This is a genomic window from Nonomuraea longispora (genome assembly GCF_004348345.1).
GTDB lineage: Bacteria > Actinomycetota > Actinomycetes > Streptosporangiales > Streptosporangiaceae > Nonomuraea > Nonomuraea longispora.
On the sequence record NZ_SMJZ01000156.1, the window covers coordinates 1 to 22,247 of the forward strand.

The 22,247-nt window shown below is 70.8% G+C and carries 17 protein-coding genes and 1 pseudogene; 14 read left to right on the forward strand and 4 right to left on the reverse strand.

Annotated elements, in window-relative coordinates; genetic code table 11:
* Positions 1–195: 195 nt before the first annotated feature.
* On the forward strand, positions 196–7,050 hold the full coding sequence (locus E1267_RS31600; protein ID WP_132337894.1) for a metallophosphoesterase: 6,855 nt from the start codon (positions 196–198) through the stop codon (positions 7,048–7,050).
* A gap of 524 nt (positions 7,051–7,574) precedes the next feature.
* Here E1267_RS31600 and E1267_RS31605 read toward each other — a convergent pair.
* The gene (locus E1267_RS31605; protein WP_246064382.1) at positions 7,575–8,063 is read right to left on the reverse strand and encodes a MarR family winged helix-turn-helix transcriptional regulator; all 489 of its coding nucleotides are present in this window, start codon (positions 8,061–8,063) and stop codon (positions 7,575–7,577) included.
* A gap of 182 nt (positions 8,064–8,245) precedes the next feature.
* Between E1267_RS31605 and E1267_RS31610 the strand changes: the two genes are divergently transcribed.
* The 5 genes from E1267_RS31610 (at position 8,246) to E1267_RS31630 (ending at position 11,583) form a co-directional block, all read left to right on the forward strand.
* Positions 8,246–8,701 (forward strand): alpha/beta fold hydrolase, encoded by a 456-nt coding sequence (locus E1267_RS31610; protein ID WP_132337896.1) that lies wholly within the window; start codon positions 8,246–8,248, stop codon positions 8,699–8,701.
* A gap of 10 nt (positions 8,702–8,711) precedes the next feature.
* A complete protein-coding gene (locus E1267_RS31615; RefSeq protein WP_132337898.1) occupies positions 8,712–9,179 on the forward strand; it encodes a cupin domain-containing protein in 468 nt (155 codons plus the stop codon).
* A gap of 202 nt (positions 9,180–9,381) precedes the next feature.
* Positions 9,382–9,528, forward strand: coding sequence for a hypothetical protein (locus E1267_RS31620; protein ID WP_220449768.1), 147 nt, complete (start codon positions 9,382–9,384; stop codon positions 9,526–9,528).
* Positions 9,529–9,887: 359 nt separating this feature from the next.
* The gene (locus E1267_RS31625; protein ID WP_165959905.1) at positions 9,888–10,424 is read left to right on the forward strand and encodes a DUF3887 domain-containing protein; all 537 of its coding nucleotides are present in this window, start codon (positions 9,888–9,890) and stop codon (positions 10,422–10,424) included.
* Positions 10,425–10,545: 121 nt separating this feature from the next.
* Positions 10,546–11,583: an alpha/beta hydrolase family protein gene (locus E1267_RS31630; RefSeq protein ID WP_220449769.1), complete on the forward strand. Its 1,038-nt coding sequence runs from the start codon at positions 10,546–10,548 to the stop codon at positions 11,581–11,583.
* On the opposite strand, the gene E1267_RS31635 is transcribed toward E1267_RS31630, so the two are convergent.
* Positions 11,570–12,295, reverse strand: coding sequence for an alpha/beta fold hydrolase (locus E1267_RS31635; RefSeq protein ID WP_132337902.1), 726 nt, complete (start codon positions 12,293–12,295; stop codon positions 11,570–11,572). The genes E1267_RS31630 and E1267_RS31635 overlap by 14 nt on opposite strands.
* A 137-nt stretch (positions 12,296–12,432) precedes the next feature.
* On the opposite strand from E1267_RS31635, the gene E1267_RS31640 reads away from it, so the two are divergent.
* The 3 genes from E1267_RS31640 to E1267_RS31650 all read left to right on the forward strand — a co-directional run bounded on the left by E1267_RS31640 (position 12,433) and on the right by E1267_RS31650 (position 16,502).
* A complete protein-coding gene (locus E1267_RS31640; protein WP_132337904.1) occupies positions 12,433–13,284 on the forward strand; it encodes a helix-turn-helix domain-containing protein in 852 nt (283 codons plus the stop codon).
* Positions 13,285–13,815: 531 nt separating this feature from the next.
* Entirely contained in the window at positions 13,816–15,912 is a 2,097-nt protein-coding gene (locus E1267_RS31645) for a molybdopterin-dependent oxidoreductase (protein ID WP_132337906.1), read from the forward strand.
* Positions 15,909–16,502 carry a TetR/AcrR family transcriptional regulator gene (locus E1267_RS31650; RefSeq protein WP_132337908.1) on the forward strand — a complete coding sequence of 198 codons (594 nt, stop codon included), beginning with the start codon at positions 15,909–15,911 and terminating at the stop codon, positions 16,500–16,502. Before E1267_RS31645 ends, E1267_RS31650 begins: the two co-directional genes overlap by 4 nt.
* 410 nt (positions 16,503–16,912) lie before the next feature.
* On the opposite strand, the gene E1267_RS31655 is transcribed toward E1267_RS31650, so the two are convergent.
* Positions 16,913–17,605, reverse strand: a complete 693-nt coding sequence (locus E1267_RS31655; RefSeq protein ID WP_132337910.1) for a TetR/AcrR family transcriptional regulator — start codon at positions 17,603–17,605, stop codon at positions 16,913–16,915.
* A 150-nt stretch (positions 17,606–17,755) separates the two neighbouring features.
* Here E1267_RS31655 and E1267_RS31660 point away from each other — a divergent pair, with 150 nt between their 5' ends.
* The 4 genes and pseudogenes from E1267_RS31660 to E1267_RS46725 all read left to right on the forward strand — a co-directional run.
* Positions 17,756–19,234 carry an MFS transporter gene (locus E1267_RS31660; RefSeq protein ID WP_220449770.1) on the forward strand — a complete coding sequence of 493 codons (1,479 nt, stop codon included), beginning with the start codon at positions 17,756–17,758 and terminating at the stop codon, positions 19,232–19,234.
* On the forward strand, positions 19,234–20,088 hold the full coding sequence (locus tag E1267_RS31665) for an NmrA family NAD(P)-binding protein (protein WP_132337912.1): 855 nt from the start codon (positions 19,234–19,236) through the stop codon (positions 20,086–20,088). Before E1267_RS31660 ends, E1267_RS31665 begins: the two co-directional genes overlap by 1 nt.
* Positions 20,089–20,124: 36 nt before the next feature.
* Complete coding sequence (locus tag E1267_RS31670; protein ID WP_132337914.1) at positions 20,125–20,409, forward strand: Dabb family protein; 285 nt, start codon at positions 20,125–20,127, stop codon at positions 20,407–20,409.
* A gap of 327 nt (positions 20,410–20,736) precedes the next feature.
* Positions 20,737–20,874 (forward strand): annotated as a pseudogene (locus E1267_RS46725) (IS3-like element ISRhosp1 family transposase); the annotation flags it as partial.
* Between the two features lie 369 nt (positions 20,875–21,243).
* Here the strand turns inward: E1267_RS46725 and E1267_RS31675 are convergent.
* Complete coding sequence (locus E1267_RS31675; RefSeq protein WP_132337916.1) at positions 21,244–21,741, reverse strand: tautomerase family protein; 498 nt, start codon at positions 21,739–21,741, stop codon at positions 21,244–21,246.
* An 85-nt stretch (positions 21,742–21,826) separates the two neighbouring features.
* Between E1267_RS31675 and E1267_RS31680 the strand changes: the two genes are divergently transcribed.
* The coding region (locus tag E1267_RS31680) for a winged helix-turn-helix transcriptional regulator (protein ID WP_132337918.1) at positions 21,827–22,247 on the forward strand (421 nt) is incomplete at its 3' end.

The following is a 22,247-nucleotide window of genomic DNA, read 5'->3' on the forward strand; positions in this document are numbered from 1 at the left end:
GGCGGCAGCGTCCGATGTCTATAAGAGACAGGGTCACGGCGGTGGAGCAGAGGTCCACGACGGCACCGGCGATCACCGGCCCCCGCACAGGGCCCGCAAGGGGCCTGGCTGGTCACCACACCCCCGATCATGATGTTCATCATGGCTTCACCGTCGGGCCGGAAGTCCTTCATCGAAGATCGATGGACTCGCCGCATGCCTTCCCACGTCCTGTTACGCACCCACACCCTCGGCATCACCACCGTGCTCGCCGTCGTGCTCGCCGTCGTGCTGGCCTTCGCCCTCGGAGCGGGAGCGCCCACCGCCCACGCGGCGCAGCCGCTGCCCGGGATCGACGGCGCCGGCACGCCCCGCGACCCGTACCAGATCGACTCGGCCGACGACCTGCGCACCGTCGCCGCCGCGATCAACGGGGACCCGCGCGGTCACGGCGGCGCGGCCTACCGGCTGACCGCCGACATCGACTTCGGCGGCGGCGAGTTCGGCGGCATCAACTCCTTCACGGGCATGTTGGAGGGCGCGGGTCACACGATCAGCGACATCCGGTTCGTACGGGAGGCGTCCGCGGACCGCGAGGCCGATCGCCTGGGCCTGGTCCGCCGGCTGGACGGCGGCACGGTCAGGAACCTCACCCTCGCCGGTGTGCGGGCCGACGCCGGGACGAGCACCGGCGGCTGGATCGGCGCCGTCGCCGTCGTGGCCACCGACGCCACCCTGACGGGCAACGCCGTGACCGGCGCGCAGCTCACGGCGAACAGCGCCGAGAAGGTGGGCGGCATCGTCGCCGAGCTGCACAACGGGACCGCCGAGGACAACCTCGTGACCGGCTCACTGAGCGCGGGCGAGATGCCCGCCGGCATCGCCGCCTACGTCAACCAGGACTCCCAGGTCCGGAACAATCTGGTGGCGGCCGACCTGACAATGGTCGTCCCGGGCGGGGACGACGGCACGCGCGGCAACGACGCGGGGCTCATCGCCGGCTACCCGGGCACGCCCAACGGTTCCACGTTCGCCGGCAACGTCGCGCTGTCCGGCTCGATCGCTTATGAGGGCAAGATCGACGGGTTCGTCGGCCGCGTCATCGGCTACACCGGCTACGACGGCTGGACGGCCGAGAACAACCTGGCCAACGCCGCGATCACCATCGGCGGCGACCCGGTCACCGGGCCCGGCACCAAGAACCAGCACGGCACGGACGCCACGGACGAGCAGCTCGCCCAGCAGGCGACGTACGAGGGCCTGGGCTGGGACTTCGTCAACGCCTGGCGCTGGGACGACGCGCTGGGCCACCCGGTGCCGCGCTACACCCCGGGGCTGTTCGGCAGCGGCACCCCGGAGCAGCCGTACGAGATCGGCTCCGCCGAGGACCTGGAGCTGCTCACCGCCCAGCTCAACGCGGGCAACGCGCGCTACACCGGCGAGCGGAACTTCGTCCTGACCGCCGACCTCGACTTCGCCGGGCGCGAGCCGTTCGGCGGCATCAACCGCTTCGAGGGCGTGCTGGACGGCGCCGGGCACACGGTCAGCGGCCTGGTCTACGCCCCGCAGGAGAGCGCCGGTGGCGAGGCCGACCGGCTCGGCCTCGTACGGCGGCTCGACGGCGGCACCATCCGCGGGCTCACCCTGGCGGGCGTCAAGGCCGACGGCGGCACACGCGCCGGGTTCGTGGCCGGGCTCGCCGTCGTCGCCACCGACGCGACCCTGACGGGCAACACCGTGCGCGACGCCGACCTGAAGGCCACCGGCGCCGAGAAGGTGGCGGGCCTGGTGGCCGAGCTGCGCGGCGGCTCCGTCACCGGCAACTGGGTGCGCGCCACGATCAGCGCGCAGCGGATGCCGGCGGGCCTCGTGTCGTACACGAACAACGGCGTGACGGTCCGCGACAACCTCGTCGACGCGGACCTCACGGTGGCGGCCGACGGCGGCGCGAACGGCACCCGCGGCATCGACGCCGCGTACGTCGTGGCCTACCCGGGCAACCCGGGCGCGGGCAGCGTGTTCACCGGCAACGTCGCGCTGTCCGGCACGATCGCCTACACGGGCAGGATCGACGGGTTCGCCGGCCGGATCGTCGGCTACACCGGGTACGACGGCTGGGCCGCGCAGGACAACCTCGCGAGCAGCGAGATCACCATCGGCGGCCGCACGGTCTCCGGGCCCGGCACCAGGAACCAGCACGGAACCGACTCGACGGCCGACACGCTCGCCCGTCAGGCCACCTACACCGCCCTCGGCTGGGACTTCGCCGGCCAGTGGAGCTGGGACGCCGAGCTCGGCCATCCCGTGCCGAAGTACGTCTCCTCGGACGAGGCGCCGAACCGGATCACCACCACCTTCCACGGCGACCCGGGCACGCGGCGCGCCTTCACCTGGTACTCGACGCTGGACACGGGCAGCGCCGTCGCCGTGCTGAGCACCGACCGCGAGTTCCCCGAGGGCTCGGCCACGGTGACGGTCGAGGCGGAGCGCGAGGAGAGCGAGGACGGGGAGACCTTCTACCGCGCCGTCGCCCGTGACCTGCGGCCGGGCACCACCTACTACTACCGCGTGGGCGACGCGGCCGAGCAGGTGTGGAGCGCCACCGGCACGTTCGTCACGGCGGACGGCGGGGACGAGGACTTCACGTTCGTCGACCTGACCGACACGCAGTCGCAGAACCTGGCCGAGGCGCAGCTCTCGGCGCAGACCATCGCCAAGGCGCTCAAGCACGTGCCGGACGCGGAGTTCGTCATGCACAACGGCGACGTGGTCGAGGACGGCGGCCGTGAGCAGGACTGGAAGGACCTGCTCGACTCCGCCCGGCCGAGCCTGCTGAGCACGACGCTCGCGCCGGCGTCGGGCAACCACGACGCGGCCGCGAACGCGTTCGCCGACCACTTCACGTTGGAGGGCCCGCAGGACCAGGACCGGGGCGACGGCGTGTACTACTCCTACACCTACAACCGGGCGCACTTCATGGTGCTCAACACCAACGAGGGCGGCGCCGAGGGCATCTCCAAGGAGCAGCTCGACTGGCTGCGGGCCGACGCCCAGGCCGCGCGCGCCGCGGGCGCCCGGTGGCTGGTCCTGGCCATGCACAAGGGCACCTACACGACGGCGAACCACCTGGACGACGAGGACGTCATGGCGATGCGCCGCACCCTCGTGCCGGTGATCGACGAGCTCGACATCGACCTGGTGCTGCAGGGCCACGACCACGTGATGAGCCGGTCCAAGGTGCTGGCCGCCGACCCGGAGGGGGTGGAGGGCGCCCGCCCGGTCAAGACCACCAGGATCACCGAGGTCCGCAACGGCAAGCGCATCGAGTACGCGGTCGATCCCGAGGGCAGCATCTACTTCCTGCCGAACACCGCCGGCGCCAAGCACTACACGCAGGCCACCGACCCGCAGGGGGTGGACCTGGAGCCGTACCTGCGGTTGTTCGACCGTACCGGTGAGCAGGCGGGCGAGAACTTCACGGCCGTGACCGTCACCGCCGACCGCCTCACGGTGAACGTCTACGACATCCGCGACCGGGGCGTGCCGCGCCTTTTCGAGGGCTTCGGCATCGACCGCGCGATCTCCCCTGTCGCCGCCAGGATCGCCGAGCTGCCCGACGCCGGCGACGTCACGCTGGAGGACGCCAAGGCGGTGGGCGCGGCACGCGACGCCGTCGACGCGCTCACCGAGGCGCAGCGCGGCGCCCTGACCGGGCTGCCGCGCCTGGAGGCCGCCGAGCGGCGGCTGCGCGAGCTGGGCGGCCTGGTGTCCACGGACGGCAAGACCGTGGCCTGGGCCGATCCGGACGCGACCGCCCGCCAGGCCGTCACCGTGCGCAACGACACCGCGTCGGACTTCACGGGCACGCCGGTGCAGCTCCGCATCCCGTCGGCGCCCGACGTCGGGCGGGACGAGCTCGCCTTCTTCGCCGCCGACGGCGCGCCCGTGCCGTTCGAGGTGGAGACCTGGCAGCCGGGAAAGACCTCGACGGTGTGGGTCCGGATGCCGAGCCTGCCCGCCAGGTCGGCGCGGCAGGTGTGGGCCTACTTCGGCGGCAAGGCACCCGGCAACGACCCCACGGCCGTGTGGGGCGAGGCGTACTCCCTGGTCGAGCACTTCGGCGGAGACACCGCGAGCGGCGAGCGCCGCACCGACTCCACGGGCCGGCAGGCCGGGCTCGTGGTGGGCGACGGCCTGACCACCGCCGTCTCGGAGCGGGGCACCGGCCAGACGCGGTTCGCGGGTTCGCGCCTGCAGTACCCGGGCGACGTCGGCGGCGGGTACGACCGCATCACGATCAGCGGCGTGTACGCGCTCACCGAGGAGGACCTGGCCGCGCTGGGCTCGGCGGCGCCCGTGGTCGCGAAGGAGAGCGCGACCGGCGACGGGCGGCACACCTTCTGGCAGGGCATCCGGCCGGAGGATGGCCAGGTCGGCACGCGCCTGGCGGGCAACAGCTTCGAGTTCGCCGACGCCGACCTGACCCACCGGTTCGGCTTCGCCGCCGACGGCAGGCCGCACCTGGTCACCCAGACCTACGACGGCATGACGTACTCGGTGTTCGTCGACGGCCGCGAGGTGCACAGCCAGATGGTCGAGTACCGCAGCACGTTCTCCGACCCGGCCGTGCAGACGACGGTCGGCGACTACTACACGAACGACGGCAGCCTCAGGTCGCCGTTCCGGGGCGTGGTCGACGAGGTGCAGATCGCGGGCGTGGCGTTCACGCCCGCCTTCGAGGCATTCCGGTACGCGAACCTGTTCGGCGACGCCGTGAGCTTCGGCGAGCGGGTCGAGCGGGCGGACGAGCGCCTGACCCTGATGGTCGGAACCCCGCGACCGGGCGGCACGCTGGAAGCCGGCCTGGTCGAGGTGACCGGCACGGTCAGCCGGCGCGCGGTGCTCACCGCGCGGGTCGCCGGCGAGCAGGTGCACACCGAGCAGGTCGACGCCGGGCCGTTCACCGTCCGCGTGCCCGTGAACGCCACCGGCGAGCAGACGCTCACGGTGAGCGCCACCGAAGGTCCGGGAGGCAAGGCCGGCGACGTGGCCAAGCCGGTCGAGGTGCCGCTCACGGTCAAGGACACCGTGGCGCCCGCCGCGCCGAAGGTGAGCGACGACGCCTCCTCGGCCTCCGGGCCGGACACCGGCGTCACGCTGAGCGCGACGCCGCGGACCAAGGACCGCGAACGGGTCGAGGCCAGGTTCTACGCCGGCCCGGCCGTCCCGCTCGACGAGTCGAACGTCGTGGTGCGCAGCGGGACCACCCCTGACCGGTTGCCCGACGCGCTGACCCCCGGCAGCGGCACCGTCAGCGGGAAACTGCTGCCGAAGACGGTGGGCACGAACGAGAACCCGTACCAGATCTATGAGATCTCGCTGACCGGCGAGCAGACGGAGCAGCAGGAGTTCCACCTGACCTGGACGGGCTCAGGGGACGAGCGCACCGTCTCGGCCCACGTGTACGACCACGCGGCCGGCCGCTGGCTCATGAAGGACTCCGGTTCTGACCCGTCGGGCGCCGCCGTCCAGTTGGACGTGACCGCCCGCGCCGGCGAGAACGCCGTCGCCGGCGGGAAGCTGCACCTGCTGGTCTGGCGCGGCCTGACCACGCTGCCGGGACAGGAGGGCGACGACATCGAGGCGCCGCCCACCGCCGACCGGTACGACTGGGCGTTCGACCACGTGCCGGACTCCCAGCTCTACGCGCAGGCGACGCCCGATCTCATGACGCACCAGTTCCGGTACGTCGCCGACGTCGCGGACAAGCGCAAGACCAAGCTGGTGCTGCAGGCGGGCGACTGGGTCAACCGGGAGTACCTGTCGCAGGAGTACCAGTGGGTGAACGCCGAGCCGTCGGCGCGAGCCCTGGAGGACGCGGACCTGCCTTACATGATCTCGTGGGGCAACCACGACTACTCCGACGCGCGCAACGGCCGGGTCATGCTGCCGAAGTATTTCCCGATGGAGCGGTTCGAGAAGAGTCTCGAAGGCAGCCCCTGGCGGTTCGGGGGCAGCGACGACATCGACAACTACTACTACACGGCCGAGATCGAGGGGGCGAAGCTCCTGCTGCTCACCGTCGGCTTCTTCTCCGCGGACAACGCCGGCGACCCCGGACTGGCCTGGGCGAAGAAGGTGATCGAGGATCACCCCGACCACGCGGTGATCCTCGCCAACCACAACTCGGTGAACCAGGGCGTCAACGGCTGGTCGAACGACAACGTCACCAGGGAACTGGTCGATCCGTACCCGAACGTCGAACTGGTGCTGGGCGGCCACATCGCGGGCACCGGCGTCGCCTCCCGGGAGACGGCGGGCGGCAACCGTGCGTACGGCGTACTGACCGACTATCAGTCGCGGGTCTACGGCGGGCAGGAGTACCTCAAGCACATCAGCGTCGACGCCGAGAACGACCTGATGTACTTCAACACCTGGTCGCCCCTGCTGGGCAGGGCGACGTCCGACGGGAACTGGCACCACGAGGTTCCCAAGGGCGCGATCCCCGGTTTCCACGGCGCGGACACGGAGAACTTCGCCCTGGAGATCGACCTGGGCGGCAGCACGACGCGCACTCTCACGGCCGAGTCGCTCACCTTCGCGGCCGGCGCCCGGCAGCAGGTCGGAGACGTGCGGACGGCGGTCGGCGCCGAGCAGGTCTCGGTGGTGCTGGACGACCTCGGGGGCGGCGGCTCCTACGAGTGGTACGTCGAGCTGCGCGACGCCGCGGGGCACGTGACCCGCAGCGCCGTCAGCACCTTCACCGTGGAGGGATCGCCGGCGCAGCCCGCGTGGGACGCCGCGACCGTGTACACGGCGGGCCACGAGGTGACCTACCGCGGCGCCGTCTGGCGGGCGGCGTGGTGGACCCGCGACCAGGAGCCGGGCGACCCGAACGGGCCGTGGCAGGAGATCGCCGCGACCGGCGACGGCACCGCCGTCTGGACACCGACCCGTGTCTTCGAGGCCGGTGACGTGGTGGAGCACCGCGGGCAGCGGTACGAGGCCGCGTGGTGGACCCGCAACCAGGAGCCGGGCAACCCGCACGGCCCCTGGCGTCCTCTGACCTGACGACGGATGTGGTGGTGGGCCCGATCGTCGCGACCGTCTGCCTCAGGCCCGGCGATCGTGCCCACATCTGGGCCGGCGCGCAGCTCGTATCCGTCTCCCGCCGGCCGTTTCGAGGGATGGTGCGCTTGATCCGCCGGTCGGACCCGGGGGCGGCGATGAGGACGACGACGCCGAGTGACGGCCAGGGCACCCGTAGGGCGGCGTGGTCGAGAGCCGCCCGCGCGATCGTCTCGCCGGGCGACCCACACGTCCACCACCTCGGCCTCGCGTGCCGCGAGGCGGCCGGAGCCGAGCTTCTGCCAGCGCAGTTTCCCGGCGGGGGGCGAGCGGCCCGACGAGCGTCCCGGGATGGGATCGTGCGTGGCTCTTTCATCACGCACCAGGGTCGGTCCAGGATGTGCGCGCGTTGTCCGCCGCATGTCATGGTTCATCGACGGTCGCCGGCGTTCCGGTAAGGGACCTGCCGCGTCCTGTTCGGGGGTCACACGGTGAGCCTTGACGCCGTAGCGCGGAGCCGGCTCCGTTCAGGTGGTGCCCCGCGTTTCCCGCGAGGCCTCCTTCCGGCCGTGGTGGCCGACCGATCTCTCGATCGTGCGAGCGGTGGCGATGAATGAGGCGATCGCCTCTTCGTCCAGGTCTCGAGTGGACACCTCCTCCAGGGTGGCCCACATGGCCTCGATGGGTTCACGCATCGCCCGGCCGCCGTCGGTGAGCCAGACGTTGAGCACCCGCCGGTCGTCCTCGTTGGGCCGGCGGGTGACGAGGCCGGCTTCCTGCATCCGGCGCAGTGACTTCGACACGGTGGAGTGGTCCAGCCCGACGCTGTCCAGCAACTCGGACTGCGTCTGGCCGTCCCTTTCGAACAGCTGCATCAGGAGCAACTCCTGGCCGGGATGCAGGCCGAGGGCACGGAGCATGGCCGCGGCCGTCGCCCGGTGGGCCCGCGCCAGCGCGAAGACGGCGAAGCTCAGGCGTCCGGCGCGGGCAGCGTGTGGTGGCTTCGTGTTCGTCACGGCGTTGATCTCCTCGGAGCTGCGGCGGCCACCCGAACCCTAACTTATGTTGCCAGCCACGTAAATCTGTGCGTACAGTTCGTGTGGCTAGCCACACGATTGCTCCAGGCCGGGCGCGACGCCCCACCCACGGCGAGAGGAACCACGATGGTCCCGTTCACACCCGACGACACGGCGGCATCATGAGCGCGCCGTACGGCCAGGCGCCCGACGGGTTCGAGCACACCGCCGTCACCGCCAACGGCATCACCCTGCACGCGGTGATCGGCGGCTCGGGCGCACCGGTGCTCCTGCTGCACGGCTGGCCCCAGACCTGGCGGGCCTGGTGGCACGTCATGCCGATCCTCGCCCAGCACGGATACCGGGTCATCGCGCCCGATCTGCGCGCGGGCTTCGGCCACTACCGCACCCTGCTTGAGGACGCGCGGGCGAACCGGGCCTGGGCGGAGGGCGGGGGCGGCCTGCCGATGCCGGTGCTGACCGTCGGCGGCGAGCACAACGCGGGCGCCCGGCTGGCCGAGGCCCTGCGCCCGATCGCACCGCATCTGACCTCGGCGGTCATCGAGGACAGCGGCCACTTCGTTCCCGACGAACGCCCCGACGACCTCGCCCGGCGCCTGACCGCCTTCCTGACCTGAGGGAGAACCCATGAGCATTCCGTACCTGGCCCAGCCCGAGCAGCAACAGCAGCTGGAATGGCTGGACGGGAGCACCTTCTCCGTCCTGCTGGACGCCGCCGCCACCGGCGGGCAGCTCACCGTCGGGCGGTTCGACGCGCCCAAGGGCGAGGCTCCGCCGTTCCACCTGCACACCCGTGAAGACGAAGTCCTCATGCTGATCAAGGGCACCGCCCGGCTCTGGGTCGGCGAGGAGGAGCTGGAACTGTCCGAGGGCGGCATCGTCTACCTGCCCCGCAACATCCCGCACGGCTACCGCGTCACCTCCGAGCGCGCCGACCTGCTGCTGATCGCCACACCTGCCGGCATCGAGGACATGTTCCGGCAAGGCGGACGCGACCTGTCCACGCCGAGACCCGAGAACTCCGAGCTCTCCAAGGACGTACTGGCCGCCGCGGCCGACGCCCACGGCCAGATCATCGTCGGCCCGCCCCGATGAGTGCCCCGATGAGTGCCCCGGCAGGCGACCGCCCCATCGTCGTCACCGGAGCGGCCGAAGACACCGGCACACCACCGGCCGCGCGTGCCATGACCCTTGACCACGAACGGAGCACCATGACTCACATCGTCGGCAGCCTCTCGCGGGATTCGATCAAGGGCTCGCGGCGGACCTGTCGTACGAGGGGGCCGGGTCCGGCTCGGTGTACGAGAACACCTGCTCGGCGATGATGGAGGAGGCGGGCGATCCGCTGCTGCGCCGTGCCGAGCACCATCCCGATCCCGCCGCCAAAGCGGAGCGGCTGTTCCGGCTCGCGGTGACGGGCCTGAGCCCGCAACCCGGGCGCTGACGTACCGCGCCGGCCGGATCGGACGCCCGGACGAGGTCGCCAGGTGTATTCCGTGCTGTTCTCCCGTAGCATTACGTGCCAATGACGGTGGCACGATATCAGGGAGCATCGGCATGGAAGCGCACGACACCCAGGCCTGCCGACACTGCGGAAAGGCACTCCAACCCAGGTCAGGCCAGGGAAGGAAACGTGAGTACTGCGACTCGACCTGCCGCAGCGCGGCGCGGCGTACACGAGACCGCCGGGAGCACGTAAAAGAAAACTTGACACCGTTGCCTCGTCAAGGGCATATTTACGAGGCAACGGAAACACCGGCGGCAACGGGCCTGGAGGAAGCCGCGCGGCGTCTGATGGAGCAGTTGAGCACCACGTCCACCCCGCTGGACGCGGTGGCAGCCGTCCGTGATCTCGCGCGTCTCGTCGATCACGCCATGCGGGCCGAGGTCGCCAGGGCACGCACGGCGGGGCACACCTGGCAGGAGATCGGCGACGTGCTGGGCTCCAGCCGGCAGGCGGCGTTCCAGCGATTCAGCCGGCCACTCGACCCGAGAACGGGGACACCCATGACCGAGAAGATCATGCCCGACGCCTCCGACCGTGCGGCCGCCCTGATCGCGGACCTCATCGAGACCCGCTGGGAGGACGCGTGCCGCGATTTCGACGAAACGATGGCCGCCGACCTCGGCCCGGCCCGCCTGGCCGCCGTCTGGGCGCAGGTGATCGGCACGGTAGGCGGATACGAAGGCATGGGGGAACCAGCGGTCCATCAGGCAGGCGATCACACCGTGGTGAACGTCCCCCTGTCCTTCGAAGCGGGCGACCTGGCCGCCCGCGTCTCCTACGACCGCGACGGCAAGGTCTCCGGGTTCTACCTCACACCACCCAGCACTCTGTGACCTTCTCCTCTGAAGACGTAAGAAACGGAATGACACTGCCATGGTCAGACGTGCACTCACGCATGCACAGAACAACCATTCATCGCGCCTGGGCGCGTGCCTGTGCGCGTTCGCTCTCGCGATGACCGGATGCGGAACGGCCGCCACGCCCGCCGATTCCACGAGCCCTGTTCCCGCGTCCGCCGCCTCCCCCTCGGGCACCCGCTTCATCGAGGAGGAGGTGAGCTTCCCCGTCAACGGAATGACCGTGCACGGCACCTGGCGCCATCCGGCACGCCAAGGGAAACCCGTCCCGGCGGTGCTGCTGATCGCGGGCAGCGGCCCCACCGACCGCGACGGCAACGCCCCTCGACTCGGCGGGATGGACACCCTGAAAACGATGGCCGAGCTTCTTTCCGTCGAGGGCGTGGCAAGTCTGCGCTACGACAAGCTGGGCAGCGGCAAGACGGGGTTGGGGCCGTACGCGTCCAAGGCCGCCGACGTCGGTGTCGGCGTGTTCGAACGGGAAGCCACAGCGGCGCTGAGCTTCCTGGCCAGGCGGCCCGGCGTTGACGAACGGCGGCTCACGGTCATCGGGCACAGCGAGGGAGCGCTCTTCGCCCTTCTGCTCGCCACGAAGGCGACCACGCCCGTGCACAGCCTCGGACTGCTCGAACCGCTGAGCCGCAGGTACCTCGACGTCATCAGCGCTCAGGTCACCGCCCAGATCAGAGCCCAGCTGCAGGCGGGACTGATCACCAAGGCGCAGGCGACCGAGATCGAGGATGCCATGGCGAAGGCGGTCGCGTCGCTGCGTGCCGACGGAACGGTCCCGGCCGACCTGCCCGGCGGGCTGTCGAACCTGCTGTCCCCGGCGAACGCGAAGTTCCTGTCCGAGGCCGACCGCCTGAACCCGCCCGAGCTGGCCGCCGGCCTCAAGGCGCGCACCCCGGTGCTGCTGAGTTGCAGCGACGCCGACATCCAGGTCAGCTGCGACGATGTCGAACACCTGGCCGCCGGGCTGGAGAAGGCCCCGGCCGACACCGACCTCGTCCGTCTGACCGGGGTCAGCCACGTACTCAAGGAGGATCCGAGCCGGACCACGAACCGCTACGGCGATCCCCTGCCGTTCTCGTCCCGGCTCACGCAGGCGCTCCGGGCCTTCGTCAGCCGAGCTTGAGCAGCAGATCGGTGAGCTCGGCCGGCATGGTGATCATGCAGTCGTGGCCCGTCTCCAGCTCCCACACCTGCGCCGGGCTGCCGTTGGGCTGCATCGCCGGGACGGGCCGCCGCTCGATGCCCTCCGGCACGCCGGCCACGCAGTGAATGTGCGTCCGCGCGATCGTACGCACGGCGGGGTCGTCCAGCCGAACCGGCTGCTGGAGGCAGAGCACCGGCTGGTCCGACAACATCGCCCGCAGCCACGCCACGTCCGCCGGGTCGCTCACCCCGAACAGGCCCAGGGGCGGCGGCAACTCGGGCATCGGGGGGATCCGCCAGGGCGCCGCGGACTCCGCGGCGCGGTCGATGAGGGACTGGGTCACCGGCTGCACGTCCACCGCGTTCTCGCCGTCCTCTGGGACCATCGCGTCGAGATAGACCAGATGGGAGATCCGATCCGGGATCCGGTTGGCGGCGGAGGAGATGACCAGCCCGGCGTAGCTGTGGCCCACCAGGATCACGTCGGTGAGGTCCTGCTCGGTGATCAGCTCGACGACGTCGTCGACGTGTGTGTCCAGCCCCACCCCGGGGCCGAGCAGATGCGCCTTGTCGCCGTAGCCGGTCAGCGACGGCGCGAGCACCCGGTGCCCGGCCACGGCCAGCAGCGGGACCACCCGCTCCCAGCATCGCCCGCTGTGCCAGGCCCCGTGTACCAGCAAATATGTAGACATGGCGTAGCTCCTTCCTGTGTCGCCGCCTTCGTCAGAAGGTGAGGCTTCCGTTTGCCCGCCGGCGGAGCCAGGATCCCCGCGATCCTGGGGGCGAGGGGACCAGGCACGCACGAAGGCATGCGCATTACCGTGGGGGCATGAGCGACGAATCCAACCTGCTGGGCGATTACGTACGCGCCCGCCGGGAGCTCGTCACTCCTGAACAGGCCGGCATCTCCTCAGTGGGCGTACGCCGGGTGCCGGGCCTGCGCCGGGAGGAGGTCGCGATGCTCGCCGGTATCAGCGCCGACTACTACCTGCGCTTGGAGCAGGGCCGCGACCGCAACCCCTCCGCGCAGGTCCTCGAGTCCCTCGCCCGCGTGCTGCGGCTCGATGACGACGCGACGGCCTACCTGCTCCGTCTCGGGGCGGGGGAACCCCGGCGGCGACGGCGGCGGCCCAAGAAGGAGTCCGTTCCCGCGGGCGTCGCCAAGCTCGTCGGCACGCTCGATCTGCCCGCGTACGTGGAGGGCCGCTACTTCGACGTCCTGGCCGCCAACGCACCGGCGGCCGCTCTGTCACCGCGACTCGTGGCCGGGCGCAACCGCCTGCGGGACGTGTTCCTCGACCCCGCCGAGCAGGCCCTGTTCCCGGACTGGGAGGACGCCGTGCAGGGGATGGTCGCCGGCTTCCGCAAGTCCGTCGGTACCGACACCGACGACCCCCGGTTCATCGAGCTCGTCGGCGAGCTCTCCCTCCTCAGCCCTCGCTTCAGCGGACTCTGGGCCCGCCACGACGTCAACACGTGCGAAGGCGCACCCAAGCACCTCGACCATCCCCAGGTCGGTGAGCTGTGGCTGAACCGGGAGAGACTGGGGGTCAGCGGCGCGCCAGGTCAGACGCTCGTCATCCTCCACCCGGACCCGGGCACCGGTAGTGCCGAAAAGCTGACGCTGCTCGCATCCATCACGCGCACCGCCGAGCCCCGACGTCGTCCGGAGCCGTGCTGACAGCCGTCATACGGACCGCTGGTGGAGCATCGCGGTCCCCTCACGGGCAGCCGGAAACTCGGCGACAGAATACGCCGGCCGACACCTGTGCCCGTCCCGCACGGCTCCTCGACGGCGACGCCGACGAAATGCTGTCCACCGAGCCCGACCTCACCGCCGCCGGCAACCGCTGACCATCCCAGCTGGTCCGCGAACCCCTTGGCCCACTGCTGTGGCTGTCGCGCCGCGAACGCCTTCGCGGCCCGGATGAGCTCGCCGTCCAGCAGGCCGCGCCCGAGCACCCCGTAGAAGACGCGTTCCGGGGCGCCGGACGGCCGGACCGACCAAGTGATCCACCGATGCGGAGGCGTTCCGCAGATCTCGGCCTCCGCCGGGCCGCCGCGCAGTGGGCGGCCCCCGCGCGGTTGCGCGGCCGTGCACATGCACTGCCAACGAAAATCCGGCTCCGTGGCCGTGCTCATCTGGAGCGACCGTCTCCACTCACCGAGGGCGGTTGCTACACCTGTAGCGGATTGCTGCTACAAATGTAGCATGGAGGAGACCATCAGGCTCGGCAGGTGCACGTTGTGCGAGGCGATGTGCGGCCTGCGTATCACCACCTCCGGCGACCGGGTCGTCGACATCCGGGGCGATGAGGACGACGTCCTGTCGGCCGGGCACCTCTGCCCCAAGGCGCTGGCTCTGGCCGACCTCCGGGAGGACCCCGACCGCCTGCGCGCCCCCGTGCGGCGGACCGCGGACGGCTGGCGGGAGATCTCGTGGGAGGAGGCGTTCGACCTGGTCGCGGACGGACTCGCGCGGCTCAGACGACGGCACGGCGCGGACTCGGTCGCGCTCTACCTGGGCAACCCCGTCACGCACAGCCTGGGCGCGATGACGCACGCGCCGGCGTTCGCGAGCCTGCTCGGCACGCGCAACCGGTTCTCGGCGAGCTCGGTCGACCAGCTTCCGCATCAGGTGGTGGCGCGGCTGCTCTACGGCAACCAGTGGCTGCTGCCGATCCCCGACCTCGATCGCACCGACTATTTTCTCGTCTTCGGCGCGAACCCGGCCGTGTCCAACGGCAGCCTGATGTCGGCGCCGGGCATGGGGCGCAGGATCCGGGCACTGCTGGCGCGCGGGGGCACGATGGTGCTGTTCGACCCGCGCAGGACCGAGACCGCCAGGCTCGGCGGCGAGCACCACTTCGTCCGGCCAGGCACCGACGCGGCGCTGATTCTGGGCATGGTACGGGTCATCCTGGAGGAGGGACTGGCGCGGCCGGCCGCGTACGTGGACGGCCTCGACGAAGTCCGCCATGTCCTCACACCCTTCACCCCCGAACGGGTGGAGGCCGTCTGCGGGGTCGAGCCCGGCACCGTCCGCCGGGTGGCCAGAGGATTCGCCACCGCCCCGTCCGCCGCCTGTTACGGCCGGATGGGGGTGTCCACGCAGCGGTTCGGCACGCTGTGTCAGTGGGGCGTGCAGTTGCTGAACATCGTCACGGGCAACCTCGACCGGCCGGGCGGCACGTTGTTCACCCGGCCGGCCGTCGATCCGATCAGGACCAGACAGATCGACCCGGGCCGTCAGGGCCGGTGGCGCAGCCGGGTGCGCGCCCTGCCCGAGTTCGGTGGCGAACTGCCCGTCGCGGTGCTCACCGAGGAGATCCGCACGCCGGGGCCCGGCCAGGTACGCGGCCTGCTCACGGTGGCGGGCAACCCTGTGCTGTCCACGCCCGCCGGGCCCGCGCTGGACGAGGCCCTGGCCGGGCTGGAATTCATGGCCAGCGTCGATTTCTACGTCAACGAGACCACGCGCCACGCCGACGTGATCCTGCCGCCGACCGAACCCCTCGAACGCGACCACTACGACCTGATCTTCCACCTGCTCGCCGTCCGCGACACCGCCCGGTACGTGCCGGCCGTCTTCCCGCGACAGCCCGGCGCCCGCCACGAATGGGAGATCTTCCGCGAGCTGGGCCGCAGGTACGGGCGACTGATCCGGCCCCGGCCGTGGCAGGCCGCTCTCATGCTGCGGATGCGGCCGGAGCGCATCGTGGACCTGGGCCTGCGTACCGGCCCCTACCGTCTGTCCCTGGCCAGGCTGCGCCGCCACCCGCATGGGCTGGACCTGGGCCCGCTGCGGCCCAGCCTGCCCCGGCGGCTGCAGACGCCGCGCAAGCGCGTGCCGGCCGCTCCCCCGTCCCTGATCGCGGCCGTACGAGCGGCCGCCGCCGAACTGCTGGAGCCGCCAGGCGGCCTGCTGCTGATCGGCCGTCGGCACCTGCGGAGCAACAACTCCTGGATGCACAACTCCGCCCGGCTGGTGAAGGGCAAGCCACGCCACCACCTGCTGATGCATCCCGCAGACATGGCCGCACGCGAACTGGCCGACGGCGACCTCGTCACCGTGACCTCACCCACGGGGGAACTGACCGTCCATCTCGGCACCGGCCACGATCTCATGCCCGGCACGGTCAGCCTGCCGCACGGCTACGGCCACGACCTGCCCGGCGTACGGCTGCCGGTCGCCCGCCAGGTGCCCGGCGCCAACGTCAACGCCCTCACCGACCCAGCCCATCTCGACCAGGTCAGCGGCACGGCGGTGCTCAACGGGGTGCCGGTCACCGTGGAGCGGCACCGATGAGAACACGCGCGCAACGAGCGGCCGACGCCGCCATCGACGTCATCGCCGAACACGGCATGCGCGCCCTGACCCATCGCGCCGCCGACGCCCGGGCCGCACTGCCGCCGGGAAGCACCAGCAGTTGTTTCCGCACCCGGCGCGCGCTGCTCGACGCGGTGCTGGGGCGCATGCTGGAACTCGACGAAGCCTCGCTAGTCCGGCTGCCGCCCAGCGCGTGGAGCAGCAGAGAACAGGTCGCCGCCACTCTGACCGGCCTGCTCGAACACTGGCTCGGCCCGGCCAGGACACGCACCCGCGCCAGAATGGCGCTGTACCTCGACGCCGCCGCCGGCGCCCTGCTCCGTACCGAACTCGACGCCGCCGCCGAACGCTTCCTCCGCATGGCCACCGATGGCTTGCGGGCGGCAGGGGTGCCCGACCCCGAGAACGCGGCACGCATGCTGGTGGCACAGCTCGACGGCGTGCTGTTCGCCGCCCTCGCCCGCCCCTCCCCCGCCTCGGAGGGCGGCACGTGGCTACGCCACGCCGCCGAGACGATCGTCCGCGGCATCCCACCGGCCACCCGCGAACAGGAGCCCGGCCGCGAATGAGACCAGCGCGGGACGTCCGGACGCCAGGAGGAGACCGCCGGCCATGGCGCTTCGCTGCCCGCGTGATGGCGGTGCTGCCCACCGCGACGACCTGCCCCTGAAACACCCCTGCTGTCCTTCGCCGCAGGCGATCCCTCATCGTCCGCACCAGGCCTGGGGTGGCGAAGTCGCTCGACCTTCTGGTTGGCATCGGAACATAGTGTCCTTGGAGTTGCACTTCGAGTGACGCACTCTGAGACGCGCATAGGGTTGCGGGCTCCAACACCGTGTGTTCGCCACATGTACGAGGTGGCAGACCGCAGTCCTCTGGCCGGACGCGATGCCCTGGCCACGTGAGCCAGAACCGCCGCTTTCAGACTCCGCGCCCGAAAATGAACACACTGAGCCCTCGTGCAAGAGCCCCGGGAACATCACCCTTGGGAATCACCAGGTCCGCCCCTGCCACGCACCTCTCCGTGGTTGACCACCACATCCACCCCATCCGGAGCCTCAGGCTCGCGGTGGTAGCGCTCAATGATCGTTTGTATCTCATCGGCGTACAGCGCGTCGGCGTCGATGTCCATCGCGGTGTAGGCGCCGCCCAGTTCGAGGCTGACGATGCCGTGCATGCGTGACCACACGCGCACGACGTACTGGACGTCATCGTCTTCGTTGCCGTCCAGGACGTCGAGTACGGGAAGCATGAGTGTCGAGGCGGCCTCGGCGATCGGCTCGGCGTGCGCGTCGTAGCCGGGGAACGGTGGCCTGAACAGCAGCTCGTAACGGTGCGGATGCTCGCGTGCCCATTGGCGGTAGGCGTGGGCCAACTCGCGCATCCGCTGCTCGGGGCGGCGGACGCGGGCGCTGCCGGCGGACGCGCTGGCCAGCGCGTCGCGCAGGTCGTGGTAGGCGTCGATCACTAGTTCGTTGAGCAACTCGTCGCGATTGGCGTAGTAGCGGTACAGGGCGGGGCCGGAGACCCCGAGCCGCTTGGCGATGGCGTTGAGCGAGATCGTCTGGGCCCCGCCCTCGGCCAACTGCTCGAGGGCGACGGCCTTGACGTCCTCCCGCACCTGCTCGCGGAAGCGCTCCCGCATCGAGCTCCGGCGCTGTCCTGTGGCCATCACGGACCTCCACTCCTCGTCCACGAATGAGCCTCCGCAACGCTAGCACTTAGAGCACACCTTGACATAGCACGCGATCGTGATACATGCTCCGTTGTGTTAGAGCCTATAACAATCAAGAGCAGCGCTCTGAACGAAGGAGACCGAGTGATGGGCAACGGAGTAACGCGCCCCAGGGCGGACGGCCACCCGAAGGCGCCGCGTGGAGTGGCGATGGCCGGCGTGGCGACGGCCATGTTCCTGGTCATCCTGGACGCCGCCATGGTCAACCTCGCCGGGCCGACGATCCGCGAGGGACTGGCGCTCACTGCCGCCGAGCTCACGATCGTGGTGGACTGCTACCTGGTGGCGTTCGCCGGTCTGCTGCTGCTCGGCGGCCGTCTTGCCGACGTGCTCGGCGGCCGGAAGGTGTTCCTGGCCGGGATGGCCGTCTACCTCGCGGCCTCGGCCTGGTGCGCGCTGGCCACCAGCGGCGCCATGCTGATCGCCGGCCGGATCGGGCAGGGAATCGGGGCCGCGGTCGTGATACCGGCCGCGCTCTCGCTCGTCCTCGCTCTGTACTCCTCGTCCGCGGAACGCACGCGTGCGATGGGCGTCTGGGGCGCCGTCGCGGGCGCCGGCAGCCTCGTCGGCGTCTTCCTCGGCGGAACGCTGACCGGGATGCTCGGCTGGCAGGCCGTGTTCGTGACCCCGGTGCCGTTCGGCGTCATCGGGGCGATCGTCGTGTGGCGCTCGGCACCGCCGGCGCCGGGCAGGCCCGGCCGGTTCGACCTGGCCGGCGCCATCACCATCACCATCGCGATCTCCGCCCTCGCGCTGGGCATGGTCTCGGCCTCCGAGGCCGGATGGGACACGCCCGGCACCGTCACCGGTCTCGCGGTCGGGCTCGTCGCCATGGCCGCGTTCGTGAAGGTCGAGCAACGCTCCGCGCACCCGCTGGTCCCCCTCGGCGTCTTCCGCAGAAGGCCGGTGGTCCTGGCGAACGTGGTGGTGCTGCTGATCGGCGGCACGCTGACGAGCCTGTTCTTCTTCCTGCCGCAGTACCAGCAGGAGGTACTCGGGATGAGCCCGCTGACGGCCGGGATGACCCAGCTCCCCATCGCCTTCATGATCATCGTGGGCAGTGCCGCCGCGCCGCCGCTGGCCAAGCGCATCGGGTTGGCCCGCGCGCTGCCGGTCGCCCTCGTCGTGCTGCTCGCCGGCTTCGTGTGGCTGGCGCTGGACCGGACGGCCGGCGGCTTCTCCCTCACTCTGCTGGGCGCGTTCGTGCTGATCGGCGCCGGCCTCGGGCTCGGCGCCGTCAACGCCACCGCGATGGCGGTGCGCGACAGCGCCGAAGGCGAATCGGGGCTGCTCAGCGGACTGGTCAACGCCGCACAGCAGCTGGGCGGCGCGGTCGGGCTCGCCGCCCTGGCCGGGATCGCCATCGGCGCCGCGGGAGCCGGGGAGGACATCGCGTTCACGACCGCGTTCCTGGGGCAGGCCGCGCTCATCCTCATCGCCCTCGGGCTGTCGCTCTTCTTCACCGCCAAGACCCGGCCGGCCCCCGCCTCCGCGGGGACGCGCTGCCCCGGGACCACCCCCGCCGAGGAACGGGCCCCGGCGAAACCACAGGAAGGAACACCGTGATGAAAAGCCCCACCGTCCTCGTCACCGGCGCGACCGGAACCGTGGGATCCGCCTTGATTCCCGCCCTGCAGGCCCGTGGCGTCACCGTCCGCGCCATGATCCGAAACCCCGACCGCGCCCTCCCCGGCGTCCAGAACGTCGTCGCCGACCTGCGGGACCAGGCATCGGTCGCCGCCGCGTTGAAAGGCGTCGACGCGGCGTTCCTCAACAGCCCCTCCGCGCCCGACGCCGCCGCCCTCCAGATCCAGTTCGCCGATTCCGCCCGCGACGTCGGCCTGAACCGGCTCGTGCTGCTCTCCCAGTACGCGGCACGCGCCGACTCACCGGTGCGGTTCCTGCGCTGGCACGCCGAAGTCGAAGCACACCTCCAGCGGCTCGGCCTCGACCACACCGTGCTGCGCCCCAACCTCTACCTGCAGGCGCTGCTCGGCTTCGCCGGCACCATCGCACAGGGTTGGTTCGCCGCGCCCATCGCCGACGCCGCCGTCAGCGCGATCGACACCAGGGACATCGCGGATACGGCCGCGGTCGTCCTGACCGGCACGGGGCACACCGGCCAGATCTACACCCTGACAGGTCCCCGCGCCGTGACCCACAACCAGATCGCCCACGCGCTCTCCGTGGCCACCGGTCGGGACATCACCTTCCACGACGCACCCGCCGACCAGTTCACCGCCGCACTGACCGGGATTCTTCCGCCTTGGCAGCTCGAGGGCCTGGTCGAGGACTACGCCCACTACGCCAGGGGCGAGGCCGCCGATGTGCACACGTCCGTCCCCGATCTCACCGGACGCCCCGCGCGCGACATCTCCGACTTCGCCCGCGACTTCGCCCCCGCGTTCCGCCCGGCGTGACACCCCGGACGGACACCAGCAGAAAGGAACGTTTCGATGATCTACCATTGCATCCGTTTCACCCCCAAGCCCGGCGTCTCGGAATCGGACCGGCAGGCCGCTCTGGAAAGCATGCGCGAGGCCGCCCGCGCCATCCCGGCCATCAAGTCGCACGTCGTCGGCCCCGACTTCGGCGGGGACTACGCATACGGCTCCATCTCCGTCATCGAGAACCTCGAAGGCTACGAGGAGATGATGAACCACCCGGCCCACCTCGAGGTGGACCGCAACGGGCTGCCGCTCTACACCGGCAGCGCCGCCCCGCCGCACAACGCCGGCTGACGACAAACCCAAGCGACTCCGGCCCGCGCTTCACGCGCCTGGGTCGGGGCCGCGTTCTGGTCGGTGATCCACGTGCCCGGGCAGGTGTCGGCGCGGGTAGCCCCATACACGTCCACGGGGATCACGGCGTCCGAGCCGCGATAGAGCACGGGGCCGCCGCCCACCATCACAGGCGTCCGGCAGCAGATCCCCTCCAAGAGCTGCTGCCGGGCCTCCGGCCACTGCGGCGGGTGCCCACGGCCGTAGGGCACTCACCTGGCAGCCGATCTCCCCCGCCAGGGATGCAGAAGAGGAAAGGCTGCAGATGGCAACCGTGCTGGCTGTTTCAGCCGCCGGGTGGTGGGCTGGTCGATCGCCGACCACATGCGCACCGACCTGGTCGCCGACGCGCTGAAGATGGCCGCGGCGACCCGGGCCGGCCTGGCCGACTCGGTCCTTTCACAGCGATCATCTAAACTTGCTGCTGAACAGCAGTGTTGTGACGAACTCCTTGAACCCGAGCAGCACTCACCGTGGAGTAGCCGTAGCGGTGCGGGCGCGAGGCGAACGCGTCATTCACGCGGGAGCCCTGAGCCCGGTCGTCGATGCGACGCTCGTCCACCCTGCCGCTCGCCACATCGATGGCCCAGCGGTCGAGCGTAGGCGCGATCGCGCCCGGATCGGCGACGTCGCCCGGCCGCCCCTGCGCGGACGCCGTGCACCATGCCGACGCCGAAGGCGTAGTGCGCCCCGCGCATCCCCTCATCCCGCATGGCAGGCACGCCCTTGGGCGTCGCCGGACTCGACCGCTGTAGGGAAGGGCGCCACGGTCATGTGCGAGAGGTTTTCATCCGATCAGGTGGTGGCGGCAACCGGCTCACCGCGCCGTTCGGCGAAGACGCGCTCGGCGTATTCGCGGCCCTTCTGCGTGTCGCCGAGAGCCAGGCCAGCGATGTCGGCCAAGGTGACGATGTTACCCGCGCCGCCCCAAGTGCCGTCGGGCACCTCGGGGGTGAATACCCAGACGCGCATCGGGTCACGCGGATGGGCGCCCTGCTCGGCGTCGAGCACGGCCTCGGTGATGTCGGCGACGATCGCCTGGCGACGCTCGGCGTTGAACTGCCCCTCGGGGACGGAGGCGATGAACCGGTAGCGCGGCGCCGCCGAGGGCCGCCCTCCGACGTAGACGGATTCGGGGCGGTGCACGAACACCCAGGCGATGGAGCGGACGATCTCGTTGGCGGGGTCGGCGCCCTCGTGGCGGATGAGCAGGTCGGTAAGTCGGGCGATCAGGCCGTGTTCGGCGTCGGGGGTCAGGGCACCGGCCGGGATATAGGCATCGAGCTGGGGCATCGTTGGACCTCCGCAGATCTGAGTTTAATAAAGATACTCAGCTTCCATGTCTGAGTAGTGCTTGTCAACCCAGCTATCCTGAGGCATGGACTCCGTCGAGACCCGACTCCGCTACAGCGCCGAGAACTGTTCCATCAAAGGCACGCTCGAGATCGTGGGCGAACGGTGGTCCTTGCTCGTGCTGCGTGAGGCGTTCTTCGGGCTCAGCCGGTTCGGCGACTTTCATCAAGCCCTCGGATGCGCCCGAAATCTGCTCAGCGAGCGGTTGGCCAAGCTCGTAGCCCATGGGGTTCTCGAACGCGTCGCCTATCAGGAACCCGGGCAACGCGTCCGCTACGAGTATCAACTGACCGAAAAGGGTCTCGAGTTGCTGCCCGCGCTCATCGCTCTCATGCAGTGGGGCGATCGCTGGACGACCGGTCCGGACGGTCCGCCCGTCCAGGTCCGGCACCGTGACTGCGGCGGTGCGGTCAGCGCCATTCTGACCTGCGAACACGACCATCACG